Annotated in this window: 20 protein-coding genes; 15 read left to right on the forward strand and 5 right to left on the reverse strand. The window is 52.1% G+C overall.

Annotation, left to right across the window (positions count from 1 at the left end; all coding sequences use genetic code 11):
• Nucleotides 1-27: 27 nt before the first annotated feature.
• The 7 genes from VPR01S_RS03820 (at nt 28) to VPR01S_RS03850 (ending at nt 7837) form a co-directional block, all read left to right on the forward strand.
• A complete protein-coding gene (locus tag VPR01S_RS03820; RefSeq protein WP_021703984.1) occupies nt 28-1284 on the forward strand; it encodes an NAD(P)/FAD-dependent oxidoreductase in 1257 nt (418 codons plus the stop codon).
• 125 nt (nt 1285-1409) lie between these two features.
• Nucleotides 1410-2486 (forward strand): ABC transporter substrate-binding protein, encoded by a 1077-nt coding sequence (locus tag VPR01S_RS03825; RefSeq protein WP_021703985.1) that lies wholly within the window; start codon nt 1410-1412, stop codon nt 2484-2486.
• Between the two features lie 46 nt (nt 2487-2532).
• Nucleotides 2533-3507, forward strand: a complete 975-nt coding sequence (lhpI, locus tag VPR01S_RS03830) for a bifunctional Delta(1)-pyrroline-2-carboxylate/Delta(1)-piperideine-2-carboxylate reductase (protein WP_021703986.1) — start codon at nt 2533-2535, stop codon at nt 3505-3507.
• A 60-nt stretch (nt 3508-3567) separates the two neighbouring features.
• Nucleotides 3568-4482: a dihydrodipicolinate synthase family protein gene (locus tag VPR01S_RS03835; protein ID WP_021703987.1), complete on the forward strand. Its 915-nt coding sequence runs from the start codon at nt 3568-3570 to the stop codon at nt 4480-4482.
• Between the two features lie 80 nt (nt 4483-4562).
• Nucleotides 4563-5708, forward strand: coding sequence for an ABC transporter ATP-binding protein (locus VPR01S_RS03840; RefSeq protein ID WP_021703988.1), 1146 nt, complete (start codon nt 4563-4565; stop codon nt 5706-5708).
• Entirely contained in the window at nt 5705-6985 is a 1281-nt protein-coding gene (locus VPR01S_RS03845; protein ID WP_021703989.1) for an ABC transporter permease, read from the forward strand. The genes VPR01S_RS03840 and VPR01S_RS03845 overlap by 4 nt, the downstream gene beginning before the upstream one ends.
• Nucleotides 6986-6988: 3 nt before the next feature.
• Nucleotides 6989-7837, forward strand: a complete 849-nt coding sequence (locus VPR01S_RS03850; RefSeq protein ID WP_021703990.1) for an ABC transporter permease — start codon at nt 6989-6991, stop codon at nt 7835-7837.
• A 98-nt stretch (nt 7838-7935) separates the two neighbouring features.
• On the opposite strand, the gene VPR01S_RS21930 is transcribed toward VPR01S_RS03850, so the two are convergent.
• From VPR01S_RS21930 to katG, 5 genes are all read right to left on the reverse strand, one after another.
• Nucleotides 7936-9030 carry a PKD domain-containing protein gene (locus tag VPR01S_RS21930; protein WP_021703991.1) on the reverse strand — a complete coding sequence of 365 codons (1095 nt, stop codon included), beginning with the start codon at nt 9028-9030 and terminating at the stop codon, nt 7936-7938.
• 122 nt (nt 9031-9152) lie between these two features.
• Nucleotides 9153-10151, reverse strand: coding sequence for a DUF2860 family protein (locus VPR01S_RS03860; protein WP_021703992.1), 999 nt, complete (start codon nt 10149-10151; stop codon nt 9153-9155).
• Nucleotides 10152-10257: 106 nt separating this feature from the next.
• Nucleotides 10258-11898, reverse strand: a complete 1641-nt coding sequence (locus VPR01S_RS03865; protein WP_052035726.1) for an ATP-binding protein — start codon at nt 11896-11898, stop codon at nt 10258-10260.
• Nucleotides 11899-12633, reverse strand: coding sequence for a winged helix-turn-helix domain-containing protein (locus VPR01S_RS03870; protein WP_021703994.1), 735 nt, complete (start codon nt 12631-12633; stop codon nt 11899-11901). It abuts the gene before it with no gap.
• 337 nt (nt 12634-12970) lie between these two features.
• The gene (gene katG, locus VPR01S_RS03875) at nt 12971-15145 is read right to left on the reverse strand and encodes a catalase/peroxidase HPI (protein WP_021703995.1); all 2175 of its coding nucleotides are present in this window, start codon (nt 15143-15145) and stop codon (nt 12971-12973) included.
• A gap of 797 nt (nt 15146-15942) precedes the next feature.
• Here katG and VPR01S_RS03880 point away from each other — a divergent pair.
• The 8 genes from VPR01S_RS03880 to VPR01S_RS03915 all read left to right on the forward strand — a co-directional run bounded on the left by VPR01S_RS03880 (nt 15943) and on the right by VPR01S_RS03915 (nt 25484).
• Nucleotides 15943-17418 carry a protein adenylyltransferase SelO gene (locus VPR01S_RS03880; RefSeq protein ID WP_021703996.1) on the forward strand — a complete coding sequence of 492 codons (1476 nt, stop codon included), beginning with the start codon at nt 15943-15945 and terminating at the stop codon, nt 17416-17418.
• A gap of 157 nt (nt 17419-17575) precedes the next feature.
• Nucleotides 17576-18304: a response regulator gene (locus VPR01S_RS03885; RefSeq protein WP_021703997.1), complete on the forward strand. Its 729-nt coding sequence runs from the start codon at nt 17576-17578 to the stop codon at nt 18302-18304.
• A 2-nt stretch (nt 18305-18306) separates the two neighbouring features.
• Nucleotides 18307-19749: an ATP-binding protein gene (locus VPR01S_RS03890; protein ID WP_040902258.1), complete on the forward strand. Its 1443-nt coding sequence runs from the start codon at nt 18307-18309 to the stop codon at nt 19747-19749.
• A 139-nt stretch (nt 19750-19888) separates the two neighbouring features.
• Complete coding sequence (locus VPR01S_RS03895; protein WP_021703999.1) at nt 19889-21136, forward strand: ABC transporter substrate-binding protein; 1248 nt, start codon at nt 19889-19891, stop codon at nt 21134-21136.
• Nucleotides 21137-21223: 87 nt separating this feature from the next.
• Nucleotides 21224-22147, forward strand: a complete 924-nt coding sequence (locus tag VPR01S_RS03900) for a carbohydrate ABC transporter permease (protein ID WP_021704000.1) — start codon at nt 21224-21226, stop codon at nt 22145-22147.
• Nucleotides 22144-23001, forward strand: a complete 858-nt coding sequence (locus VPR01S_RS03905; RefSeq protein WP_021704001.1) for a carbohydrate ABC transporter permease — start codon at nt 22144-22146, stop codon at nt 22999-23001. The genes VPR01S_RS03900 and VPR01S_RS03905 overlap by 4 nt, the downstream gene beginning before the upstream one ends.
• A gap of 5 nt (nt 23002-23006) precedes the next feature.
• Nucleotides 23007-24122, forward strand: coding sequence for an ABC transporter ATP-binding protein (locus VPR01S_RS03910; protein WP_021704002.1), 1116 nt, complete (start codon nt 23007-23009; stop codon nt 24120-24122).
• Nucleotides 24123-24485: 363 nt separating this feature from the next.
• Nucleotides 24486-25484 (forward strand): TRAP transporter substrate-binding protein, encoded by a 999-nt coding sequence (locus tag VPR01S_RS03915; RefSeq protein WP_021704003.1) that lies wholly within the window; start codon nt 24486-24488, stop codon nt 25482-25484.
• The last annotated feature ends 27 nt before the right edge of the window (nt 25485-25511 follow it).

Raw genomic sequence — 25511 nt, forward strand, 5'->3', positions numbered from 1 at the left:
TATGAAGTGTGATGCGGAGCAAAACTCATGATGAATCAGGGTGAGACGAAAAAAGGCACCATAGGTGTAGTCGGGGCTGGCGTGATTGGTCTGGCCATTGGTCTGAAACTGCAACAACAAGGTTATCAGGTGACCTTGTTTGACCCTCATGGCGCGGGCAATGGTTGTTCAAAAGGCAATGCCGGACACATTGCCACTGAGCAGATCTTTCCTCTGGCGACTCCGGGCTTGCTACCGCAACTGCCTAAGATGCTGTGGGCTGCTGATGGACCAGTGTCTGTCCGTTGGCAGGACTTGCCGAAAACCCTGGGCTGGATGCTGCGCTTTTTGTTCCAGGCGAGACCTACGGCGACGGTGCGCGCAACTCAGGCGTTGATCGGCCTGAATCAGAAAGCGGTGGCAAGCTGGCACACATTGCTCGATTCCATCGGTAGGCGCGAGCTGCTCAAAATGGACGGTTCGCTGCTCACGTTTGAAAGTGAACGACTCTTTCAACGTTATCAACCCACGCTCAAAGCGTTGCGTGCGGCGGGTGTCGCGTGCGAAATCTGGTCGGCTGAGCACATTCGGGAACGGGTCCCAGCGCTCAGTCATCAGGTGCATGCGGGGGTGTTTTTCCCTCAAACCGGTCATAGCATTGAGCCTTACCATTTGTGTAAAACACTGGAACGGGCGCTGCTCCAATTGGGAGGGAGCGTGGAAGCGTGTGAAGTGATGAAGATTCGCCCCGGCGGCACGCTTTTGACAGAACGTGGACAGGTTACCTGCGACAAGGTGATCATCGCCGCCGGCGCTTACTCAGCGCCTTTGGTGCGGGATTTAACAGGAGTTCGGGTGCCTCTGCAAGCCGAGCGCGGCTATCACCTGATGGTATCTAACCCGGCGCCGGTATTGCCGTTTCCGATCAGCTCTGCCGATCGAAAATTTATTATGACCCCGATGACCGGCGGTTTGCGTTTGGCTGGTACGGTCGAGTATGCCGATATCAATGCGCCAGCCAATATGCGCCGTGCCGATATGCTGCTTTCGATGGCGGATACGCTGCTGGAGCAAGGCCTCAGCCCAGAGCAAAAAGGCGATACCTGGATGGGTAACCGGCCGTCGACCTGTGACTCTCTGCCGGTTATCGATCAGTGTTTTGACGGCCGAATTTTACTGGCGTTTGGCCATCAACATCTGGGGTTGACTCAGGCGGCGATTACCGCTGATTTGATTGCAGCGATGGTAAATGATGACACTCCAGCGTTGGATGTGGCGCCGTTCACACTCCAACGGTTTGTTTAGAAAATCTTAAAATTAAATATTGTATAAAATATATTTGGTGTTTATGTTAATAAAAGGTTAACAAGTGAGCGCGTCTGACAGCGGTAACAAGATGCCTCTCTGAACAACACGAAAAGGAGCAAAACATGTCACGAATGACTCTGGCACCGGTTGCCATGTTGATTTCAGGTATGCTGTTGGGCGCTGGTAGCGTATCGGCGGAAGAGAAACTGACGGTGGTTTCCTGGGGCGGGGCGTTTACCAAAAGCCAGGTCGAGGCTTACCATAAGCAGTTTATCGAACACACTGGTGTGGAGATTGTCTCGGAAGATTTCAGTGGCGGTTTAGCCGAGATCAAAGCGCAGGTCGAAGCCAATAATGTTCGCTGGGATTTGGTGTCGCTCGACAAGCCGGATATTGTTCGCGGCTGCGCTGAAGGTCTGCTTGAGCCAGTTGATCCGTCCATCCTGCCTGCGGGAGCTGATGGCACCCCAGCCGAGCAAGATTTTATTCCCGGAGCGATCCATGAATGTGCCGTTAATACCATCGTGGTCTCGACCGTACTAGCGGTCAATGAAGACGCTTTCAAAGGCAAAACTATGCCATCCAAACTCACCGACTTGTTTGATATCGACGGCTTCCCGGGGCGCCGGGCATTGCAAAAGCAGCCGCAGGGAAATCTGGAATGGGCGTTACTGGCGGATGGTGTCGCCCCGGATAAGGTGTATCCGTTACTGGAGACACCGGAGGGCCGGGCCCGCGCGTTTGCCAAACTCGATACCATCAAACCTTACGTGTTGTGGTGGACCACTGGCGCACAGCCACCACAAATGCTGGCGGATAAAGAGGTGGTGATGGCGTCGGCATTTAACGGCCGAATTCACAATGCACGTCAGGATGAAGACCAGCCATTTCGCATCATCTGGGATCACCAGATGGGGTACATGAACGGCTGGGCGATTCCCAAAGGCAGCCGTCATGCCAAATTGGCACGCGACTTTATTGCATTTTCGTCCGGGACGCAGCCGTTGGCAGAGCAAGCGAAGTACGTGGCATACGGACCCACTCGAAAATCGTCAGCGGCTTATGTCAGCCCGGCCATTTTAGCCAATCTGCCGACCGCACCAGACAATTTTGCCACCGCGTTTCTGATGAACGACGAATGGTGGTCAGATTATGCCGATGAACTGAATGAAGAATTCAACACCTGGTTGCTCAATTAACCCCAAAACCATCAATGGCGCTGCGATGCAGCGCCCGGGAGGAAACATGATAACCATTGATGCCAGACAAGTGGCAGACAGCCTGACCATGACTTCACTGATTGAGGTTATGCGTGCCACCTACGCCCGGCCGGCAACCATTCCACAGCGTCGGGTGATGCCGCTGGAAGAGGGCGGTTATGACGCCTTTGCATTATTACCTGCGTGGAATGAGGAGTTAATTACCGTCAAAGCCTTTACCTATCTGCCGCAAAATCCGGCGCAGGGTAAGGAGGTATTGTCATCCAAGTTGTTGGTGTTTCGGCGCGACAATGGGGAACCGCTGGCGCTGGTGGACGGGAAAGTGCTCACGTACTGGCGCACCGCGGCCGCGTCAGCGCTCGCGGCCGATTACCTGGCCCGCCAGGAGGCGGAGCGGCTATTGATCTGTGGCACTGGAAACCTGGCCGCCTACGTGGCCTGGGCCTATGCTGCGGTTCGTCCGCTGAAACAGGTACAGGTGTGGGGACGGGATCGGCACAAGGCTCTGGCTGCCGTAGACCGTATCTTGTCCGGCGATGAATATCGTGCTTTGCCACCGGAGCGCCAATTCAGCGTCAGCATGGTTGAAGACATGACGGCTGCGGTGCAGGAAGCCGACATCATATCCTGTGTCACAGGGGCTGCTGATCCTCTGTTTGATGGGGCGTGTGTTCGGGCCGGCACCCATGTGGACCTGATCGGCAATCACGACCGGGATAAGCGCGAGTGCGATACTCAGGCCGTGATTCGTTCCCGGGTTTACGTGGACAGCCGGATCAACGTATTGGCTGAGGCTGGTGATCTGCTGATCCCCATCGATGAAGGCGTGTTTGATGCTGGTGATATCTGCGGCGAGCTGCCCGAGTTGTGCGCCGGTACTGTAAATGGTCGTCAGACCACGCAAGAAGTGACGTTATACAAATCCGTCGGCAGTGCGCTGGCTGACCTGGCCGCGGTGAAGGCGGTATTAAAACATTCGTCCGGTTTGAACGCCGGATAACTCTGAGCATTTTCGCTCGTCTTGCAAAATTGCATACAATATACATATGGAAGAAAACTAATGAACGTAGATTGGAAAGGTGTGTACCCCGCTGTCAGTACTCAGTTTCGTCAGGATCAGTCGATTGACCTCGATGCTACCCAAACCGTGATCGATAATCAGATCAACGATGGTGTGAACGGCATTATTTGTCTTGGCACCGTGGGAGAGAATTGCGCTCTTTACCCGGAAGAGAAACGCCAGGTTCTACAGGCCGCTAAAGAAGTGGTGAACGGCCGGGTTCCTTTGATTACCGGAACCGCAGAATCGATCACCGGAGCCTCAGTGAAATACATGCAGGATGCACTGAATATTGGCATTGACGGTTGCATGGTGATGCCTGCCATGGTGTACCGCACATCAGACAGTGAAACGCTGGCGTATTATCGCACGCTCGCACAGGCGACGCCGGAGATGCCGATCATGATTTACAACAACCCGGTGGCTTACGGGGTGGATGTGAATCTCGACATCATGGCTCAGTTGGCTGAACTGGATAACATCGTCGCCGTGAAAGAGTCGACAACGGATACGCGTCGTATTACCGAGCTGTACAACCGTTTTGACGATCGTTTCACAGTGTTCAGCGGCGTTGATGATATTGCTCTGGAGTCGCTTATGCTGGGCGCCACCGGCTGGATTTCCGGTCTGACCAACGCTTTCCCGGAAGAGTCTGTGGCGATCTATAAGCTTGCCAGCCAGGGGCGCTATGCCGAAGCGCTGGAAATCTATCGTTGGTTCCTGCCATTGCTGAAACTGGACACCATTCCGACTTTGGTTCAGTGCATCAAACTGGCCGAGCAAGTGTGTGGCCGTGGCTCGGAGCAAGTCCGCGCGCCGCGACAACTTCTTCAGGGGGTTGAGCGCCAACAAGTGATTGCCTTAGTGGAACAGGCTATCGCCACACGTCCGGATCTTTCCAAGTACAACCTATAAGGCGAAATGCCAATGAATGGGGTGCCGCTGGCGCCCCTTTCAGAAAGTCCGACGGTACTGACAACAGGAAGGAAGACGACATGAACACAACCCAACAAAATTACGTGTGTTTTCAGCACGTACAAAAGACCTACGATGGCAAAAACCTGGTGGTCAAAGATTTTAATCTGGATATCGCGCCCGGCGAGTTTGTCACCATGCTGGGGCCGTCCGGGTCCGGAAAAACCACTTGTCTGATGATGTTAGCGGGGTTTGAAACCGCCACCGGTGGTGAAATCTACATTGATGGTGTGGCGGTCAATCACCTGGCACCGCACAAACGTGATATCGGCATGGTGTTTCAAAACTATGCGCTGTTTCCTCACATGACCATCGTGGAAAACCTGGCCTTTCCGCTCAAAGTGCGCAAACTCAGTTCTTCGCAGGTGCATGCAAAAGTGACGCAGGCACTGGACATGGTGGAGCTGGCACATGTCGCTAACCGCTATCCCAAACAGTTATCTGGGGGTCAGCAGCAACGCGTTGCCCTTGCGCGTGCATTGGTGTTTGAACCCAAACTGGTATTAATGGATGAGCCACTGGGCGCGCTGGATAAGCAGTTGCGAGAACAGATGCAGATGGAAATCAAACATCTGCATGAAAAACTCGGCATCACGATTTTATACGTGACCCACGATCAGACTGAAGCGCTCACCATGTCTGATCGGATTGCGGTCTTTAATGACGGTGCCGTGCAGCAACTGGCCACACCCACCGAGCTGTATGAATCACCGAGCAACGCGTTTGTCGCGCAGTTCATTGGTGAAAATAATCAGCTGTGTGCGACGGTCGAGCAGCTTCAGGGCGATGTATGCACGGTGTCTGCGGGGGATTACCGGCTTCGTGCGCGTCGGGTGTGCGTTGACACGCCGGGGCAGGAGACCGTTTTGTCAGTCCGGCCGGAAAAAATTTCCATTCAGCCAGAGCGTGATGGTTGTGACAATCTGGTCGAAGGATGTCTGCGCGAGCAGATCTATCATGGGGATCACTATCGGTTGGTGGTTGAAGTCGCTTCTCTGGGTGTGCTGGTGTTGAAAGTGCCCAATAATACCCGTGATACGCAGCCGCTTATCCCCGGACACATTTGCCGTATTGGCTGGCACAGTCAGGACTGTCACGCGCTGGATTGCGCCAGTCTGGATAAACCTCAACAGGTACGAAGTCTGGCTCAGGAGGTGGCGGCATGAGTCGCGAGTTGACCACGCTAAGATCGGTAGCGGCCATCGGCCAGCCGATCTCTGAACATCAGCCTGATCTGGGCCGCCAGTTGCAACGTGCTGAACGTCGCAAGCAGATCCGCTCTCTTCTTCTGACCCTCCCTTTGGTCTGCTTTATTCTGGTGACGTTTGCGTTTCCGATTGTGGAAATGCTGTATCGCAGCGTCGACAATCAGGAACTTCCCGGTGCGTTCCCGCAGACCATGACGTCTTTACAACACTGGTCCTATCAAGGGCTACCGCAAGACACAACGGTCGTCGCACTGGCGAACGAGTTGCAGGCACATTATCAGGATAAAACCTTGCCCAAGCTGGCTAACCGGATGAACGTCGAAGTGTCCGGCATGCGTTCTTTGTTGATGAAAACTGGACGAAAGCTCTCTGCCGCTAGTGACTTGCCCGCATCTGTCGCTGAGCTGGCCGCTGTGGATAGGCGGTGGTCCCAGCCTCGTTACTGGTCGGCATTCAAGAACCTCAGCTCAGTGTATACCGCCAACCATTACCTGGCAGCGCTCGATTACAAGGTTGACGATCAAGGGAACGTGGTCGACCAGCCGCCTTCGCGTCAGATTTATCTGGAACTGTTCTACAAAACCTTCTGGATGTCGCTGACGATCACCGTGATTTGCTTATTGCTGTCCTACCCACTGGCCTACCTGCTCGCCAATCTGCCGGATCGGAAAGCCAACCTGTTGATGATTGTGGTGCTGTTGCCATTTTGGACCTCTTTGCTGGTGCGCACGACCTCCTGGATCGTGCTATTGCAAAATCAGGGAGTGATCAATGATTTGCTGATTTGGAGTGGCCTCACCAGCGAACGGATTCAGATGATCCACAACACCTTCGGTACCATAGTATCCATGGTGCATATTTTGTTGCCGTTCATGATTTTGCCACTGTATAGCGTAATGAAAGGCATCAGCCCGAGCTATTTTCGCGCGGCTCGTTCGCTGGGCGCAACACCGCTGCTGGCGTTTGTTCGTGTCTACATGCCACTGACGCTGCCTGGTATTGGTGCAGGCGCTCTGTTGACCTTTATTTTGTCTATCGGCTTTTACATCACACCGGCGTTGGTGGGGGGGCGCAGTGGCCAGATGATTTCCAATATGATTGCTTACCATATGCAGACTTCACTCAACTGGGGAATGGCCGCGGCTTTGGGCGGTTTACTACTGTTGGTGGTGTTGCTGCTTTTTTATCTGTTTAACCGTTTGGTCGGGATAAACAATCTTAAAGTGGGAGGCTAAGAGATGACGTTACCTACCTATGCCAGCGCCACGGAGCGCGTTGTCTATTACATCTATTTGCTGTTTTGTGCCGCAGTGTTGCTGTTTTTGATTACGCCGATTTTGATCATTGTACCGCTGTCGTTCAATGCCACACCTTACTTTACGTTTACCGAGGGGATGCTGAATTTAGATCCCGACGCCTACTCATTGCGCTGGTACCAGGCCATGTTGACCAGTGAGCAGTGGTTGCTGGCGCTGAAAAACAGCACTTTCATTGCCTTGGCGGCTACCTTGATTGCAACGGTACTGGGCACTCTGGCGGCCATGGGTCTGGCCAACAGCCGTCTGCCACTGCGTAATACCATCCTGGCGTTGTTGATTTCTCCCATGATTGTGCCGCTCATTATCTCCGCCGCAGCGATGTACTTCTTTTATACCCGGCTGGGTATTTCTCAGACATTCGTCGGAATTATTCTGGCGCATGCCGCGCTCGGTACGCCATTTGTGGTCATCACGGTGACCGCGACCTTAAGTGGCTTTGACCACACACTGGTCAAAGCCGGATACAGCCTGGGAGCTGGGCCGGTATACACCTTCCGTCACGTGACGTTACCTCTGATTCGGCCGGGAATGATATCCGGTGCTCTGTTTGCGTTTGGTACGTCGTTTGATGAGGTGGTGGTGGCCCTGTTTCTCACTGGTGCTGAGCAGAAAACGGTGCCACGACAAATGTGGTCAGGGATCCGGGAGCAGATCAGCCCAACCATTCTGGCGGTGGCCAGTATGTTGATTCTGATGTCGGTATTATTGCTGGTTACCCTGGAATTGCTGCGTCGGCGCAACGCCAGAATACGGGGAGTTGCGGAATAATTTCGGGGTCGTCAGCGTAAGGTGACCACGTCCAGGATACCCACAATGCATTGCTTGGCCTCAAGCGCCCCTGGTGACTCGGGGCGCTTTTTCTATATTTAATGTCGCTGGTTGATCCACTCGTAGGCAGCACGGTGCGGCGACGGCTCATCGGCCAAATCCAGATAAGGGGTGATGCCCGATTGGCCCAGACGCTCTCCGTTGAGGTTAAGTAGCCAGTAGTCCGGTGTGGTGCCGGACGCTACCGGTTCAAGGTCGCGTCCTTGTGTAGTCTCGCCAAGATGCACAACCTGTGGCAACAAAGTCATGGCCAGCGTTAATGCTTCTGCGGCGCCAGCAGTATTGCCGTTTGTAATCAGGTAAATGTTGGTCTGTTCGAGACGAGACGCTGCCGGCGTGACGTTCACGGTGTACACGTTACCTTGGCCGCTTTCCAGGCTGAATACCGGCAATGTGGTATCAAAAAAGCGCTCAGCCACGCGTTGTGCAGTCAGATATGAGCCACCTTGACTACCGCTCAGATCGACTACAATGGCATCGCTGTCGGACAGCGCATTCACCATACTGTCTAGCTGTTGATTGATGTGATCCCGGCTTTGCTGATCAAGATGATGCACCTGAACAATACCAAGATTTTGTTCAGTTTTTCCCCATGAAAGCATAGGCGCATCGCTTGCCGCTGGCGTTAAGGTGTGATTGAGAAGATAGGATTCAACCACGGCTTGCGAGGCTACTGTGTCGGACAGGAACACGGACGACGAACGGGATTGATGACGGACCGTGGCTGCAGACGAGGCATTCTCTGTCGCTGCGTTGACCACTACTTTGACGGTGTCTGAATTGTCACGGCCGGCTGAATCTTCGGCCCAGAGCTTGAAGATGTAGGTGCCCGCCATAGTGACATTGAGTACGGTGGCATCTTCGCGATCGTTGTCAAGAATAGTGACGGGCTGAGGGCCGGAATCAAGACTCCAACGAATTTTTTCAATGTCGAACGCTTCCAGGTGACTTTTGACTTTCCCATCAAGGGTTATCTGCTCGAGGGGGAGAGTTAACAGTTGATCACGTCCGGCGTTCACGGTCGGTTTGGTCAGTTTTTTCGCATCACTGGAGCCGGAATCGCAGCCGGAGAGCAGTGCCAGAGCCAGTACGGTTCCGGCCATCAACTGACGCTGAAAAGGAATAGATGTCATAGGTGCCTCGTTAATAGTTTGTTGTATTGACTACAGGGTAAGGGAGCGCCCAAGAACACGCTGTGGCGATAGTTTGACCGTATGTGACGCTTTGTGACCACCTCACACACGGTCTGTGATGCTCAGAAGCGATAACCGATCCCGGCAGACAGGTAATAGCCCTGACTTTGGTAGAAACGAATATCGCTGTCGGTTTGCTCTGCTGAGCTGAGCAGGTTGAGGTAGGCATTTTGCCAGCCAAATGGTGCGTGATAGAGATAGAGCAAACTGGCGCTCCATTGGGTCGCATCGCGTTCCTGACCGAACACGGGATGGTGGTTTTGATAGTCCTGATCGGAGTAGCGGAGTACCGTATTGAGGCTGTGGCGACCGAAGTCCATATTGAGACCGAGCTGATAGCCCCAGGCGTTGAAGTCATTTGCATCCCCCTCGGCCTGACGGAATGTGTAGTTGAGCCTTGGCAGCAGAGTTATCTGACGACTGAGCGGGATCGGGAACTCAATCGCTGCCTGATGATAGTCGCTGTCACGCACCAGGGCTTTACGTTCAGATGACGAAATCAACAGGCTGTTTCCTGAGTCCTCGTCATCCAGTTGGTAGTCGACATAGGCGTAACGGAAAGTGAGTGGAATAAACGCCGGCGAAAACGCGATGCGGCCACCGTGCGTGGAAACATCCGTGGCGTCACGCTCTGCGTTGGTGAGAAACGGATCGCGCCAGGTTTCACTGACTCCGGGGAGTTTGGGAAAGTACGCTACTGTCAGCGTACCGAAACGGCCAAGGCGTTGAGTGATCCCTGCTTCTGCCTGCAACTGACCCTCAATGACCTGATCTTTACTCTGGCCAATAAAAAACTGGGTGCTACCACTGGCGGTGGTGTAGTGCAGCCGCCCTAACGGAATAGCTTGGTACTGCGTTACCGCCTGACCGCGATTGTTCAGATCTTTCGTAATGGCGTTGTCATCATCGGTGTTAAACTGAGAGCGTTGATGGATCACAAAGCCGTTGGCACTGATGGTGCCGCCCCAGCCTGGTGTCATGTCTTCTTCGGGGGAAGGGCGGGCGTTAACACCCGCGCAGAGCAGCCCAAGGGTCGGGGCCAGCCAAAGTGCAACTTTCATGGTTTTCCTCACAAGTTAGTGTGTCAGGTACCATGCTAAGCGGCTGAGTGGGAATCAACAGACCAACTGTGGGACACATTGTGACCAAGTTGGACACCACCATATATCAGGGCTGTTGAATTGACGTTGCCGTTTTGTGGTCGCCGGAGGTGGATTGTGGCGATAGAGCCGCGGGCCAGCGGAGTGTAAAACGGGCGCCTCCCAACGAAGAACGATCCAGCGTGACATCGCCCTGATGAAGCAGGACGATCTGGCGTACGATCGCCAGGCCAAGGCCGTGTCCCTGTCGGGTATCACGCTGTTGATTGTCCACCTGGGTAAAGGGGTCAAATATACGTGCGTGCATGCTCTCCGGAATCCCGGGGCCGTCATCTTCGACCACCAATATCCAATGGGTATCCTGTCGATATAAACGCACTCTGATTTGACTGCGGGCGAAGCGACTGGCGTTGTTCAGCAGGTTATTCAGCGCCCGCAACATCGCTCGCTGATCAACGGCGATGGTCTGATCCGGTGGGCAGTCGGGGCAGGTAAGATTGACGTCCAGCTCTGGCCATTCATCCGCGAACATGGACAGCTCTCTTTTTAATAAGGCGGGCAGCGGGCAGTGCTGGATCTGGCTGGTTTGGCTGTTCATGCTGTAGCGTGATAGAACCAGAGTCTGGTTAATCAGATGGTCGAGGTCATCAATGCTGTTGTTGATGATTTTCTGGTAATTTTCTTTTTGATCGTGGCTAATACCGTCATTGGACAGCATTTCAAATGCGAATCTCAGGCGATAAAGCGGCGTACGCAAGTCGTGAGCAATTGCATTGGTAAGCTCCCGATGTCCATTGATCAGCTTTTCGATGTTGTCTGCCATGGTGTTAAACGCGCTGCCGAGCTGAGCGACGACCGACAGACGGGACAGTTTGCCTCGCTGGTTCAATCGCCCTTCGCCAAACTCACCGGCGGTTTTAGCCAGACGACGTAAATCGCGCCACAACGGGAATAGCCACAGCAACAAGGCGCCGGAAATAGTGACAACAAACAGACCAATCAAGGTCGTTTGTAACTGCTGTTGAGAATGCTGACTGTGCACATCGAGAATACCGACCAGATACTGATCATTGAGTCGGGTGTACAGCAGCATCCCGCCATTTTGCTGCACGTGGCCGACCACTTTATCGTTATTGAGGCGCCTGAGTTCTTGATTGGTCAGAGGCACATCGTTGATTTCGACCAAACGGGCATCAAAGGGGCGATTTTCTGATACTGAGCTGAGGTAGGTCGCCCACTGCTCTGGCGGCAATCTCAGTAGTGAGCGCCTTAAAATATACAGTGCACCCTGCGACTGAGTTGCAACCAGCTCCGCCTGCGACAGGTTCATCGCGTAATACAGCACCCAGTCGCTGTGTTCGATCCGTTTAAGCAGTGCGACCGGATCATTGTAATCCATGGCTAGCTCACCGGCGGCCAGCAAGGCCTGCGCTTCACTGTCGTGTTGATAGTCGCCCATGGTCACCAGTTTGAGTTGAGAGCCAAAGTGTTCACTCAACTGGTCAATGTGGCCGGGCCAGTGGGCCTGAGGCAGCTCAGTCAGCTCTTGATGAATAATCCGCAGGGTATCGTCGTAGACTTGGGTGTAGAAGCGGTACATCATCCGCTCGCTCAGGTAGCTCACCGGACCAAACCCGGTTGGCATCACCAGAAAAATCAACGGAATAAAAATCGCTAACCAGAGGATCGAAAAGGCTTTTAACATCATTCACCTCGCTTGAGCCATCGCAGAGACGCACAATTGATAGCCGACGCCGCGAATGGTTTTGATCAACTGCGGATAAGTTGAATCGTCGCACAGCGAACGCCTAAGTCGCGATATCCGTCGGTCGATCGACCGATCGAGGCCGTCATACTCGAAGCCGCGGATATGCTGCATGATCGCTTCACGCGACACTACTTCCCCCGCATGCTGGGCAAGCAGATACAATAGTTCAAATTCGGCGGTCGTGAGATCCACCGCCTGCTGCTCAAAACGTACCGTACGGCGCTGAATATCGATTTCCAATTGATCCACCACCAATTTGTCTTGTCTTTCATCGCCAGGAGCTCGATTCATCCGGCGCAGCAGCGCGCGGATACGTGACAGCAGCAGACGAGGCTGAACTTGTTTAATGATGTAATCATCCGCGCCGAGCTCTAGCCCCATCACCTGATCAATATCGTCGTCCAGAGCGGTTTGCATCAGTATCATGCCTTTGTAGCGGTTACGTATCTGCCGACACACATCCATCCCGGATAAACCAGGCAGCATAATATCGAGAATCACCAAATCCGGATGGCGAGTAAGAATATACTCGACAGCGTTTAAGCCATCACTGATGACCTCAACACAAAATTCATGGGCCTGAAGAAATTCACTGATGAGACCCGCCAATTCCAGATCATCCTCGATCAGAGCGATGGTGTATTTCGTTTCGGCGCTACCATTTTCTGGCTGCATACTTTTTCCTTAAATACCTTTGCCACCAACGTATCGTATCTCAGCGCGGTATCCTATCCTGTGACGGTTTGTGACCATTTATGCCAGTCAGGGGGCATCGCTGTGGTTCGCATATGAGCCACGTGCTCAATGTGCAGAATGATGTCTGGATGGGGTGTGAACTGATGCTAATGGTTTCTTATAAAAAATCATAATACATTTCGCTTGATTGCGTGGAAAATATAATAATAAGCAATGGGTTAGGCTGGTTTCACTCAGGACGGCTAGTAAAGGGTATGGGCGGTGCCATAAAAAAGCCCCGGCCAAAAGGACGGGGCGAAGTTTCTGGATGACGATGTTAAACCAAATCGAAACGGTCGGCGTTCATCACTTTGGTCCAGGCGGCAACAAAGTCTGTGACAAACTTGCCTTTACTGTCATCCTGAGCGTACAGCTCGGCATACGAACGGAGGATCGAGTTGGAACCAAAGACCAGATCCGTGCGAGTGGCCGTCCATTTCACCTGGCCGTCTTTGCGGTCACAAATGTCATAGGTAGTGCGGCCAGTCGGTTTCCAGATGTAACGCATGTCGGTCAGGTTGACGAAAAAGTCATTAGTCAGTGCGCCAACATGGTCAGTAAAGACACCGTGTGCCGTACCGCCGTGGTTGGTACCGAGTACACGCATACCACCGATCAGAACCGTCATTTCCGGTGCCGTCAGGCCCATCAGTTGCGCGCGGTCGAGCAGCATTTCTTCCGGATTGACGATGAAGTCCTTTTTCTGCCAGTTACGGAAACCGTCAGCCAGTGGCTCCAGTACATCGAACGACTCTACATCGGTTTGCTCTTGTGTGGCGTCGCCTCGTCCCGGTGCGAATGGCACGGCTACATCAAAACCAGCTGCTTTGGCGGCCTGTTCAACGCCCAGGTTACCAGCAAGTACGATGGTGTCGGCAATGTTGGCTCCGGTCTCGGCTGCGATGTTTCCAAGTGTGCTCAGAACCTTGGCCAGACGAGCAGGCTCATTACCTTGCCAGTCTTTCTGTGGGGCCAGACGGATACGCGCGCCGTTGGCACCACCACGTTTGTCTGATCCACGGAACGTTCGTGCACTGTCCCAGGCGGTGGAAACCATCTCTGAGATGCTCAGGCCACTGGCCGCGATTTTGGCTTTGACTGCATCCACATCGTAGTCGCGACGACCCGCTGGGACCGGATCTTGCCAGATCAGATCTTCTGCCGGGACATCCGGGCCGATGTAACGTGCTTTCGGCCCCATGTCACGGTGAGTCAGCTTAAACCATGCACGCGCAAACGTGTCCTCGAAGTAGGCCGGATCATTGCGGAAACGTTCGGCAATTTTGCGGTACTCCGGATCTACTTTCAGTGCCATGTCCGCATCGGTCATAATTGGGTTGTAGCGGATGCTGGGATCTTCTACGTCTACCGGTTTGTCTTCCTCTTTAATATCAACCGGTTCCCATTGCCACGCGCCTGCCGGGCTCTTCGATAATTCCCATTCATGGTTGAACAGCATTTCGAAATAGCCGTTATCCCATTGAGTCGGATGTGTTGTCCACGCGCCTTCGATACCACTGGTCACGGCATTGCGGCCAATACCACGAGAAACCTTGTTGTTCCAGCCGAGACCTTGTTCTTCCACTTCAGCGCCTTCAGGCTCAGCGCCGAGGTTCGCGGCATCGCCGTTACCGTGACATTTACCCACGGTATGACCACCGGCGGTCAGAGCCACGGTTTCTTCATCATTCATCGCCATTCGGGAGAAGGTAACGCGCATGTCTTTGGCGGTTTTCAACGGGTCTGGGTTGCCGTCCACCCCTTCAGGGTTGACATAGATCAGGCCCATCATTACAGCGGCGAGAGGGTTTTCCAGATCGCGCTCGCCGGAGTATCGGCTGTTTTCTGCATCACTGGTTGCCAGCCACTCTTTCTCTGAGCCCCAGTAAGTGTCTTTTTCCGGGTGCCAAATGTCTTCACGACCGAAACCGAAGCCGAAAGTTTTAAAGCCCATCGATTCATACGCCATGTTACCGGCAAGAATGATCAAATCCGCCCAGCTGATTTGGTTACCGTATTTGCGTTTGATTGGCCAGAGTAAACGACGCGCTTTGTCGAGGTTGGCGTTGTCCGGCCAGGAGTTGAGGGGAGCGAAACGCTGGTTACCTGTGGCACCGCCCCCGCGTCCATCGGCGGTACGGTAAGAGCCTGCGGCGTGCCATGCCATCCGTATCATCAGGCCGCCGTAGTGCCCCCAGTCTGCCGGCCACCACTCCTGACTGTCTGTCATCAGTGCTTTCAGATCGTGTTTGAGTGCCGTTACATCCAGTTTTTTCAGTTCTTCACGATAGCTGAAATTCGCCCCCAGAGGGTCGGTTTTCGTATCGTGCTGGCTGAGAATGTCGAGATTTAATGCTTTTGGCCACCAGTCCATTACCGACTTATCTGTCGAAGTAAGTGCCCCGTGCATCACCGGACATTTACCGCCTTGACCCGTACCTTTATTGTTCATTTTTATCTCCTTAAGAGTGACATGCTGCACAACTCACAGCGTCGAGCTTTTTGATATTCTGCGTCCCTTTAGGTCTGAATAAACGCATTGCGACACAAAAGAGTGTGGTTAATCTTCACCTGAATATCATCAGACAAATGTGCTGTTTTTCACGATTCTCTACGAGAAAAAAGAATAAATGTAATCGTTTATTTCTCGTGTCATGAAAACGTTTTTTATTTGTTATGAAAAACTTAAGTCACATATGGGATAAAAACAAATTCGATTTATCTATACTATCGATAGGCAAAATCAAAGTCGGGTAAAGAACCGTGTGATAACGTGTATTAACCGTTGATTGGTTCAGCCTGCGCGCCAGCTTGTCTTAAAAACTAAACAAAAAGTCAGAGTAGACGGTGGTTGACTTTAGGTAGGGTGCATACTCACTAACGAGCTATGCTCCACATTTTGGTGAAGTTTTTTACCTGATGTCATAAAAATTTAATCTTAGCGTGTCTTGAGCTGCGGATAAAAATTCATCATAGTGTCATTAAGGTGTCACAATAAATATAACGAGGAGATAGTATGCAGCATCAAGAAATGATCCAACCGAGCGAATTTGGAGTAATCAGCCGTACGTGCCTATTCTCCTTGTTGACCATCGTCGGTGTCTTCGCTCTGATTTAACACCCGCAACGAAAGCCTTACACTATTAGTGGTTACTTACTGTGTAACTCCTTATTGGTAAGGCTTTTCTGGTTATCTTTGCCTAAAATGTGCTAGCGTTTATATTAACTGTTGTTGTTAATGGAAACGCCATGTCGTTGTTTAGTGCACTGCCTTTTTCCCATCGTTTTGCGGACCTTCCCCGCAGCTTTTACACGCCCGTCGATCCACAACCTTTGACCAATACACACTGGGTGGTATGGAACGACCAATTTGCCGCGCAGTTTGGCTTGCCCTCCGATCCGAATTACACGCCGGAACTGCTGCATGCCTTCTCCGGAGAAGCGATGCCGGAGGCGTTTTTTCCGTTGGCGATGAAGTACGCCGGGCATCAGTTTGGCGTCTATAACCCGGATCTGGGCGATGGACGGGGACTCCTGCTGGCGGAGATCACCAGTAAATCCGGACGGGTGTTTGATATTCATCTGAAAGGGGCAGGCCTAACGCCGTATTCTCGCATGGGGGATGGACGGGCTGTGTTGCGCTCCACCATTCGGGAATATTTGTGCAGTGAGGCGATGGCCGGGCTGGGAATTGCGACCACGCGCGCGCTGGGGATGATGGCAAGTGAAACACCGGTCTATCGCGAGAAAAGTGAACCGGGTGCACTGCTGATCCGCATGGCGGAGAGCCACATTCGATTTGGTCATTTCGAACATTTCTTTTATACCAATCAACTTGAAGAACAACGGTTGCTGGCGGATAAAGTCATCGAATGGTACTGGCCGCAATGTCGTGAAGACGACAAACCGTACGTCAGTATGTTCAACATCATTGTCGACAGAACGGCGGAAATGATCGCAGACTGGCAATCCGTCGGGTTTGCACATGGTGTGATGAACACCGATAACATGTCGATCCTCGGCCAGACATTTGATTATGGGCCGTTTGGGTTTCTGGACGACTACGAGCCGGGCTACATCTGCAACCATTCTGATTATCAGGGGCGTTATGCGTTTGACCAGCAACCACGTATCGCCTTGTGGAATTTGTCTGCGTTGGCGCATGCTTTGTCACCGCTGATTGAGCGAGAGGATCTCGACCACGCGCTCAGCCAGTTCGAACCTCAGCTTAATCACTATTTCAGCCATAAAATGCGTGCCAAACTCGGGTTGTTCAATAAACGGGATGGTGACAGCCAACTGTTCAACGGTCTGTTTGAGTTAATGACTCAGACCAAGGTGGATTACACGCGTTTCTTTCGTCAACTATCGGAATTGGATCAGGCAGAGCCTCAAAGCGTGATTGATCTGTTTATTGACCGTGAAGCCGCGCGACACTGGCTGGATACCTATCTGGCGCGCTGCGCAGCAGAAACGGATGAACAGAGTGATGTGGTGACGATCCAGCAACGTTGTACCCAGATGCGCAGCGTCAATCCTAAATACATTTTGCGTAACTACCTGGCACAACAGGCTATCGACAAAGCGGAAGACGGTGATTACAGCGAAGTAAACCGTTTGGCGAGGCTGCTGCGACATCCTTTCGACGCTCAGCCTGAGTGTGAACATTATGCTCAGTTGCCTCCTGAATGGGGCAAGAAAATGGAAATCAGCTGTTCATCGTAAATGTCTCGAAAGGGGATGTGCGTCGGCGCGCCGTGAGGAGTATGAAGAAATTGTGAAGCCGCGCGAGACGCAATTCAAACTTTACTGAAATATCAATAATCAAGTCGCATCGTCATCTATACACTGTGTAAATAAGTTGTAACAACGGAATTCAACCATGCACAACCAGAGTCGTATTTTGGTAGTCGATGACGATGCTGATATTCGAGAATTACTGGAAGAGTACTTGAGTAAGGCTGGCTTTGAAGTCGGCAGTGTCGCTGATGGTGATGGGTTACTGACACATATCAACACGAACGATTATCCGGATCTCATTTTGCTCGACGTTATGCTACCGGGCAGCGATGGCTTTACGCTGTGTCAGCAATTGCGGCGTCAGTCAGATGTTCCTATTATTATGCTGACAGCCGTGTCGGATGAAACCGACCAGATTATCGGGTTGGAAATTGGTGCGGACGATTACATCGCAAAGCCGTTTAATCCCCGTCAGTTGATTGCCCGGATAAAAGCCGTGCTGCGTCGGGTTCAGAGTCAGGATGACAAGGTTGCGGATACGTTGCCGAAGTCGATCGTCTTCGGTGACTGGCGTTTGGATACGCTGGCTCATAAGATCACGCACTTGGATAATCATAAGGTGCATGACCTTTCCGGCAGTGATTTTTCGTTGTTGATGCTGTTTCTCAGCCGGCCTAATGAGGTACTCGACCGGGACACCATTTCCTACGCTACGCGTGGCCGGGAAGCCTTACCGTTTGAACGTGGCATTGATGTTCAACTGAGTCGCCTGCGTCATCGCCTTGGGGACAGTGGTAAATACCCGCAATACATCAAAACCATGCGTGGTAACGGCTACATACTCTCGGTGCCTGTCAATTACGAGCACTGATGATGCGCTGGCCGAGCTTAAAACCCAACTCTTTGGTGGCACGAACTCTGTTGCTGACCTTGCTGGCGGTGGTGATCGCGCAGGGCATCGCCACCGCCATCTGGTATAGCGAGTCAAAACACAAAGAACTGGCGGGTATCCGCTCAGCGTCATCGAGTATGGCGAACATGTTTGCTTCCACGGTGAACTTTTTTCAGTCTCTGCCAATTCGTTATCGCCACATTGTGCTCGATCAGATCCGCAATATGGGCGGAACACGTTTTTTTGTCTCGTTCAATAAAGAAAAACTGCTTGTTGAACCGATCGGCGATACGAGGCTAAAACGGGCATCGGTCGATGCCATCAGGACAGTGCTGAATGAGAAACTCAATCATGTCCAGTCGGTGTCGGTAGACTTCTCTCGTCCGGAAACCTTGCGTTTGCTGAAAAACGACATCTATCTGAGCGACTTACCTAAATCCTGGGCCCACCATACGCTGACGCTGGCACCCATTAACCCGCCAGTGCTGGTGGTTCAGATTGAGCTGAAAGATCATGAATGGTTGTACATTGCAGCGCTGTTGCCCGCACCTTATATCACACTGGACGACACCATTTTGGGTCGGGAGCAAGTGCTGTTCTTGTTCTTTTCCACCAGCTTGCTGTTGGGATTGACCTATTTGCTGGTGCGTCGTCAAGTGAAACCGCTTAAGCGGTTGGCGAAGGCAGCCAATGAGATGAGCATGGACATCCAGCAACGCCCCTTGGTGGAAGAGGGGGCAAGTGAACTGGTCATGGCGACTCGCGCCTTCAACCGGATGCAGCAGCGTATCCGGCGTTATGTGGCCGACCGGGATCACCTGTTTTCGGCCATTTCACATGACTTAAAAACCCCGATCACCCGTTTGCGGCTGCGAGCCGAACTACTGGAAAGTGCTCACAAACGAGAGAAGTTCAACAAAGATCTTGATGAGCTGGAGATCATGGTGAAATCGGCATTGCAGTGTGTTCGAGATACGGATCTGCACGAAAACAATGCGTATGTTGACCTGAATGAGGTTATACAGTCGGTGATTGAGCCGCTCAATCATCAGCAAATCCGGGTTGAATTTCATCCGGCTGAAATCGAGCCTATCGTTGCGAAGCCGCTGGCCATTAAGCGGGTTCTGGCCAATTTGATTGACAATGCGGTCAAATACGGACTGCGCGCCAATATTCAGGTGGACGAGACACCAGATTGGGTGACCGTCACCATTATTGATCAGGGGCCTGGAATTCCTGACAGTAAACTCGAAGCGGTGTTTGAGCCGTATTTTCGTCTGTCTGAGGATGACAACGGTCACGGCCTTGGGCTGGGCATTTGCCGCAATATTCTGCATGGACACGGCGGAGATCTCATTATCGACAATCTGCCTCAGGGCGGGCTTCGCGCTCGAGTCTTTATCCCACCTAGCCTGGAAGTGTAATGTAACAATATTGTTACCTGTGGGTTACGGTTTGTTTCAGTGTTTGTTTTTGAGTTGGATAGACTTGCGGATGAACGGGCATGAAAGCCTGTGCCCGGCAAGGACCGGGAGTGTCTAATCCGATACATGGAAGATAACAATGAAAATGACCAAAACCCTACTGACCTTATCTCTTTTATCTGCTACCTCATTCGCACAAGCCGGTGAAGTGGAAGTGCTGCACTGGTGGACATCCGGTGGCGAAGCGAAATCCATTTCAGTGTTAAAACAGATGCTCGAAGAGCAGGGCCACAGCTGGAAAGACTTTGCGGTTGCCGGTGGTGGCGGTGAAAGTGCGATGACCGTACTGAAAACCCGCGCGGTTTCAGGAAACCCGCCTTCTGCGGCGCAGATCAAAGGCCATGATATTCAAGAATGGGGTGGATTAGGCTTTCTGACTAATCTGGATGATGTTGCCAAAGAAGGCCACTGGGATGAGGTTGTGCCTTCCATGATCACCGACATCATGAAATGGAACGGTGAATATGTGGCGGTACCGGTGAACGTGCATCGGGTGAACTGGCTTTGGGCCAACCCTGCGGTGTTTGAAAAGGCCGGCGCTAAAATCCCGACGACTATGGACGAATTCTTTGCAGCTGGCGATAAGCTGAAAGCGGCGGGCTTCGTGCCACTGGCTCATGGTGGCCAGCCTTGGCAGGATGCCACGGTTTTTGAAGCGGTTGCGCTGGGTGTGCTTGGCAGTGATGATTACAAGAAGGCGTTTGTCGATCTCGATATGGACACGCTGTCTGGCGACAAGATGGTAGAGGTGTTTACCAAGTTCCAGAAAATGCATGACTACATTGACGCTAACTCGCCGGGACGTGACTGGAACGTTGCAACGTCGATGGTCATCAATGGTGATGCTGCGATGCAAATCATGGGTGACTGGGCCAAAGGCGAATTCAGTGCTGCGGGCAAAATGCCGGGCAAAGACTACGTTTGTGTTCCAGCACCAGGCACATCCGGTCAGTTTACCCACAATGTCGACAGCTTTGCGTTTTTTGAGCTGAGCGATGCTGAGAACAAGAAAGCCCAGAAAGCACTGGCAAAAACCATCCTTGAACCTGCGTTTCAGGAAGTGTTCAATCTGAACAAAGGATCGATTCCGGTTCGTCTGGATATGGATATGTCGAAATTCGACAGCTGTGCACTGGACTCAATGGCGGCGTTCAAAGCCACGGCGAAGTCAGGTGATCTGGTGCCGAGTATGGCACATGGCATGTCGACCACCAGTTACGCACAAGGCGCGATTTTTGATGTGGTGACAAACTTCTTTAACGATCCTGACGCGGATCCGAAAGAGGCTGCACAGAAGCTGGCGAAAGCAGTGAAAGCGGCTATCTAAAGCGTAGGGAATCGGGTTTATGGGGAACCCGGTTTGCTGTTGCTCCGGGAGTGGGGGCTCCCGGAGCATTTGCAACAAGGAATCGTTATGGAGCATGTTTTGACTCGGTCTACGACGAAGTCGGCACCGAAACCCGGTTTCGCCGACAGACTTCAACACTGGCTGCCAAAGATTGTACTTGCACCGACCATGGTGGTCACCGTGGTGTGCATTTACGGCTATATCTTCTGGACGGCTGCACTTTCAATGACCAACTCACGTTTTCTGCCCAGTTTTAATTTCGTTGGTTTTATCCAGTATGAAAAACTGATGGAAAACGACCGCTGGATCACTTCTATCACCAACCTTGGTTTGTTTGGTGTGCTGTTTATGTTCATCGCGATTGCGCTCGGGGTTGGACTGGCTATTCTACTGGATCAGAATATTCGTCAGGAAGGCGCGATCCGCACCATCTATCTCTACCCGATGGCACTGTCCTTTATCGTGACGGGTACCGCGTGGAAATGGATTCTTAACCCGGGGCTTGGCCTGGAGAAACTGATGCATGACTGGGGATTCCAACATTTCAGTTTCAACTGGCTGGTGGACTCTGACATGGCGGTCTACACCTTAGTGATTGCGGCGGTGTGGCAGTCTTCCGGCTTTGTTATGGCGATGTTTCTGGCTGGGCTGCGTGGTATTGACTCATCCATTATTCAGGCGGCCAAGATTGATGGCGCCAGCCTGCCGACCATCTACTGGAAAATTATTCTGCCGTGTTTGCGTCCGGTATTTTTCAGCGCAGTGATCATCACCTCTCACATTGCGATTAAGAGCTTCGATCTGGTGACGGCAATGACCGCCGGTGGTCCCGGCTATTCGTCCGATTTACCGGCGTTGTTCATGTACGCACACTCATTCACACGCGGCCAGGTTGGTCTGGGGGCGGCCAGTGCCATGATGATGTTGGCGGGGATTCTGGCCATTCTGGTGCCTTATCTGTATTCGGAACTGAGGGAGAAAAAATCATGAATTCCACAATGAACCTCTCCCGGGCGTTGATTTACACGGCGCTGGTATTCTTTTGTCTGGTGTATCTGATGCCACTGTTTGTCATGGTGATCACCTCGTTTAAGACCCTGCCGGATATTCGTGCCGGAAACCTGATGAGTTTGCCTCAAGAGTGGGTGTTTGATGCCTGGTACAAAGCCTGGGACAGCGCCTGTACCGGTGTGAAATGTGAAGGGGTGAAGGGTTACTTCTGGAACTCGTTCCAAATGGTGATCCCGGCGGTGGCCTTGTCTACGTTGCTGGGCGCTTTCAACGGTTACGTGGTGACCAAATGGCAATTTCGTGGTTCCAACCTGTTTTTCAGCTTGTTGCTGTTCGGCTGCTTTATTCCGTTTCAGGTTATTTTGCTGCCGATGGCGGCGGTGCTGGGTAAGTTGGGGTTGGCGAATACCACAGCAGGTCTGGTCACCGTGCACGTGATTTACGGTATGGCTTTTACCACGTTGTTCTTCCGTAATTTTTATATCGGGGTACCGGATGAGCTGATCAAAGCGGCTAAGCTGGACGGGGCAGGCTTTTTTACTATTTTCTTCAAAATTCTGCTGCCGTTGTCGACGCCGATCATCATGGTGACGGTGATCTGGCAGTTTACCTCCATCTGGAATGATTTCCTGTTTGGGGTGGTTTACTCCGGGTCCGATACGCAGCCCATTACGGTGGCATTGAATAACCTGGTCAACACCAGCACCGGGGTGAAGGAGTATAACGTGGATATGGCGGCGGCGATCATCGCGGCATTGCCAACGCTGGTTGTGTATGTACTGGCAGGAAAGTATTTTGTTCGTGGCCTGACCGCGGGATCAGTAAAAGGATAATTAACATGGCAACACTGGAACTGAAACAGATCCGTAAAACGTACCCGAAAGCGGAACAGGAAACCCTCAAAGGCATCGACATCAGCATTGATTCCGGGGAGTTTCTGATCCTGGTTGGCCCGTCTGGGTGTGGTAAGTCGACGCTGATGAATACCATTGCGGGGCTGGAAAACATCAGCTCAGGTGAGATTGTGATTGATGGTATCGATGTTGCGAGTGTCGAGCCAAAAGATCGTGATATTGCGATGGTCTTCCAGTCTTACGCGCTGTATCCGAACATGACCGTGCGAGGCAATATTGAATTTGGCCTTAAGATCCGTAAATTGCCTCAGGCAAAAATTGATGCGGAAGTCGAACGGGTTGCAAAGATGCTGCAAATTGATCAATTGCTGGAACGCAAACCCTCTCAGCTGTCCGGCGGACAGCGTCAGCGGGTGGCGATGGGACGTGCGCTGGCTCGTCGGCCAAAACTGTTCTTGTTTGATGAGCCGTTGTCGAATCTGGACGCTAAGCTCAGAGTTGAAATGCGTCATCAGATCAAACGTCTTCACCAGCAGTTGAGTACCACGATCGTGTACGTAACCCACGACCAGATTGAAGCCATGACGCTGGCTGACCGGATTGCCGTGATGAAAGACGGTATTTTGCAGCAACTTGGCACGCCGCAAGAAATCTATAACCGACCGAACAACATGTTTGTTGCCGGTTTTATGGGGTCTCCGTCGATGAACTTTATTCACACCATGGTGGATCTGGACGAGCATGACAAACCTGTGATTAAAGTGACCGGTGGTAATGGCCAGGAGCATCACATCAGATTACCAGACTCCATGCGTGCTCAGGACGGTAAGGAGATCGTGATTGGTCTAAGGCCGGAACACATCACGGAGTCGGCCAACCCGGACTCTGTGGCGTCAACGGAACTGACGTTGCAGCTTGAGGTGCTTGAGCCAACCGGACCGGATACCATCGCGATGATCAAGGTGAATGATCAGGAAGTGGCGTGCCGCTTGTCGCCTGAGTTTGACGCCAGTGTAGGTCAGGTTGCCCCTCTGCATTTTGATTTGTCCAAAGCGGTATTTTTTGACGCCCAGTCGGAGCAGCGCATCGACTTCCATTAAACCAGGTTAAGTGTGTCCCCACATCAATGTCCACGGGGGAGGGCGCTGAGCGGTGCTTGCAGTTCAGCGTGGGGATGCACTTCCTGCCAACTCGCCGCTTTTATTCCTTCGCCTCTTTCTGACCATTCCCAAATTCAATGAGTCACTTTTGACTCATTCATCAGTTTCGATGGGTCATTTCCCACCCATTTTATCATTCTGTTGGGTGAACTCTGCTGCTTTCTCGGATGCATTTTCACATCTAACTTATTGTAACTTAAAGGTTGTAGCAAAAATGTTAAAGGTTGGCCTGTAAGTTGCCTTTACTAAAGGGTATCAGTGCCCATAGATGGGGCTGTGATTATCCACAAGGAGAAGAACAACATGTTAAAGCCTTTAACTCTACTATCTGCCTCTATTCTTGCTGTCACCAGTTTCAACGCCGCGGCGAACTGTGACCCTGGTGAAATCGTGATTAAGTTCAGTCACGTAACCAATACCGACAAGCACCCGAAAGGGATTGCGGCGTCGCTGTTGGAAAAGCGGGTCAATGAAGAGATGAATGGTAAAGCCTGTATGCAGGTATTCCCAAACTCAACACTGTACGATGATGACAAAGTTCTGGAAGCGATGCTAAATGGTGATGTTCAACTGGCAGCACCGTCTTTGTCCAAATTCGAAAAATTCACCAAAAAGTTCCGTATTTTCGATCTCCCTTTCCTTTTTGATGATGTAGATGCGGTGGACCGCTTCCAGAGTTCTGATGCTGGTGAGAAGCTAAAAAATGCCATGAACCGCCGTGGCGTTCGCGGTCTGGAGTTTTGGCATAACGGCATGAAGCAAATCTCCGCCAACGAGCCCTTGATTCACCCTGAAGACGCGAAAGGTCTGAAATTCCGTGTCCAGGCTTCAGACGTGCTGGTGGCTCAGTTCGAGCAGCTTGGTGCAAATCCACAGAAAATGTCATTTGCGGAAGTGTACGGCGGCCTGCAGACCAAAGTTATCGATGGTCAGGAAAATACCTGGTCGAACATCTACGGTAAGAAGTTCTTCGAAGTACAAGACGGTATCACTGAAACCAACCACGGTATCTTGGATTACCTGGTGGTGACGTCGACCAAATGGTGGGACGGACTCCCGGCCGATGTGCGTGATCAGTTCGCAACGATCCTGAAAGAAGTCACAGATACCCGTAATGCCGAATCCAACAAAGTGGAGCAGCAGAACAAGCAGTACGTGATTGAAGCGGGCGGCGTCGTACGTGAACTGACACCGGAGCAGCGTCAGGAATGGGTAACAGCGCTGAAGCCGGTCTGGAAGAAGTTTGAAAAAGACATCGGTTCTGATCTGATCGATGCGGCACTGGCTGCCAACCAGAAATAACTCATCACTATAACAGGCTCCCGCGCG

It is taken from the genome of Vibrio proteolyticus NBRC 13287 (genome assembly GCF_000467125.1).
Lineage (GTDB): Bacteria > Pseudomonadota > Gammaproteobacteria > Enterobacterales > Vibrionaceae > Vibrio > Vibrio proteolyticus.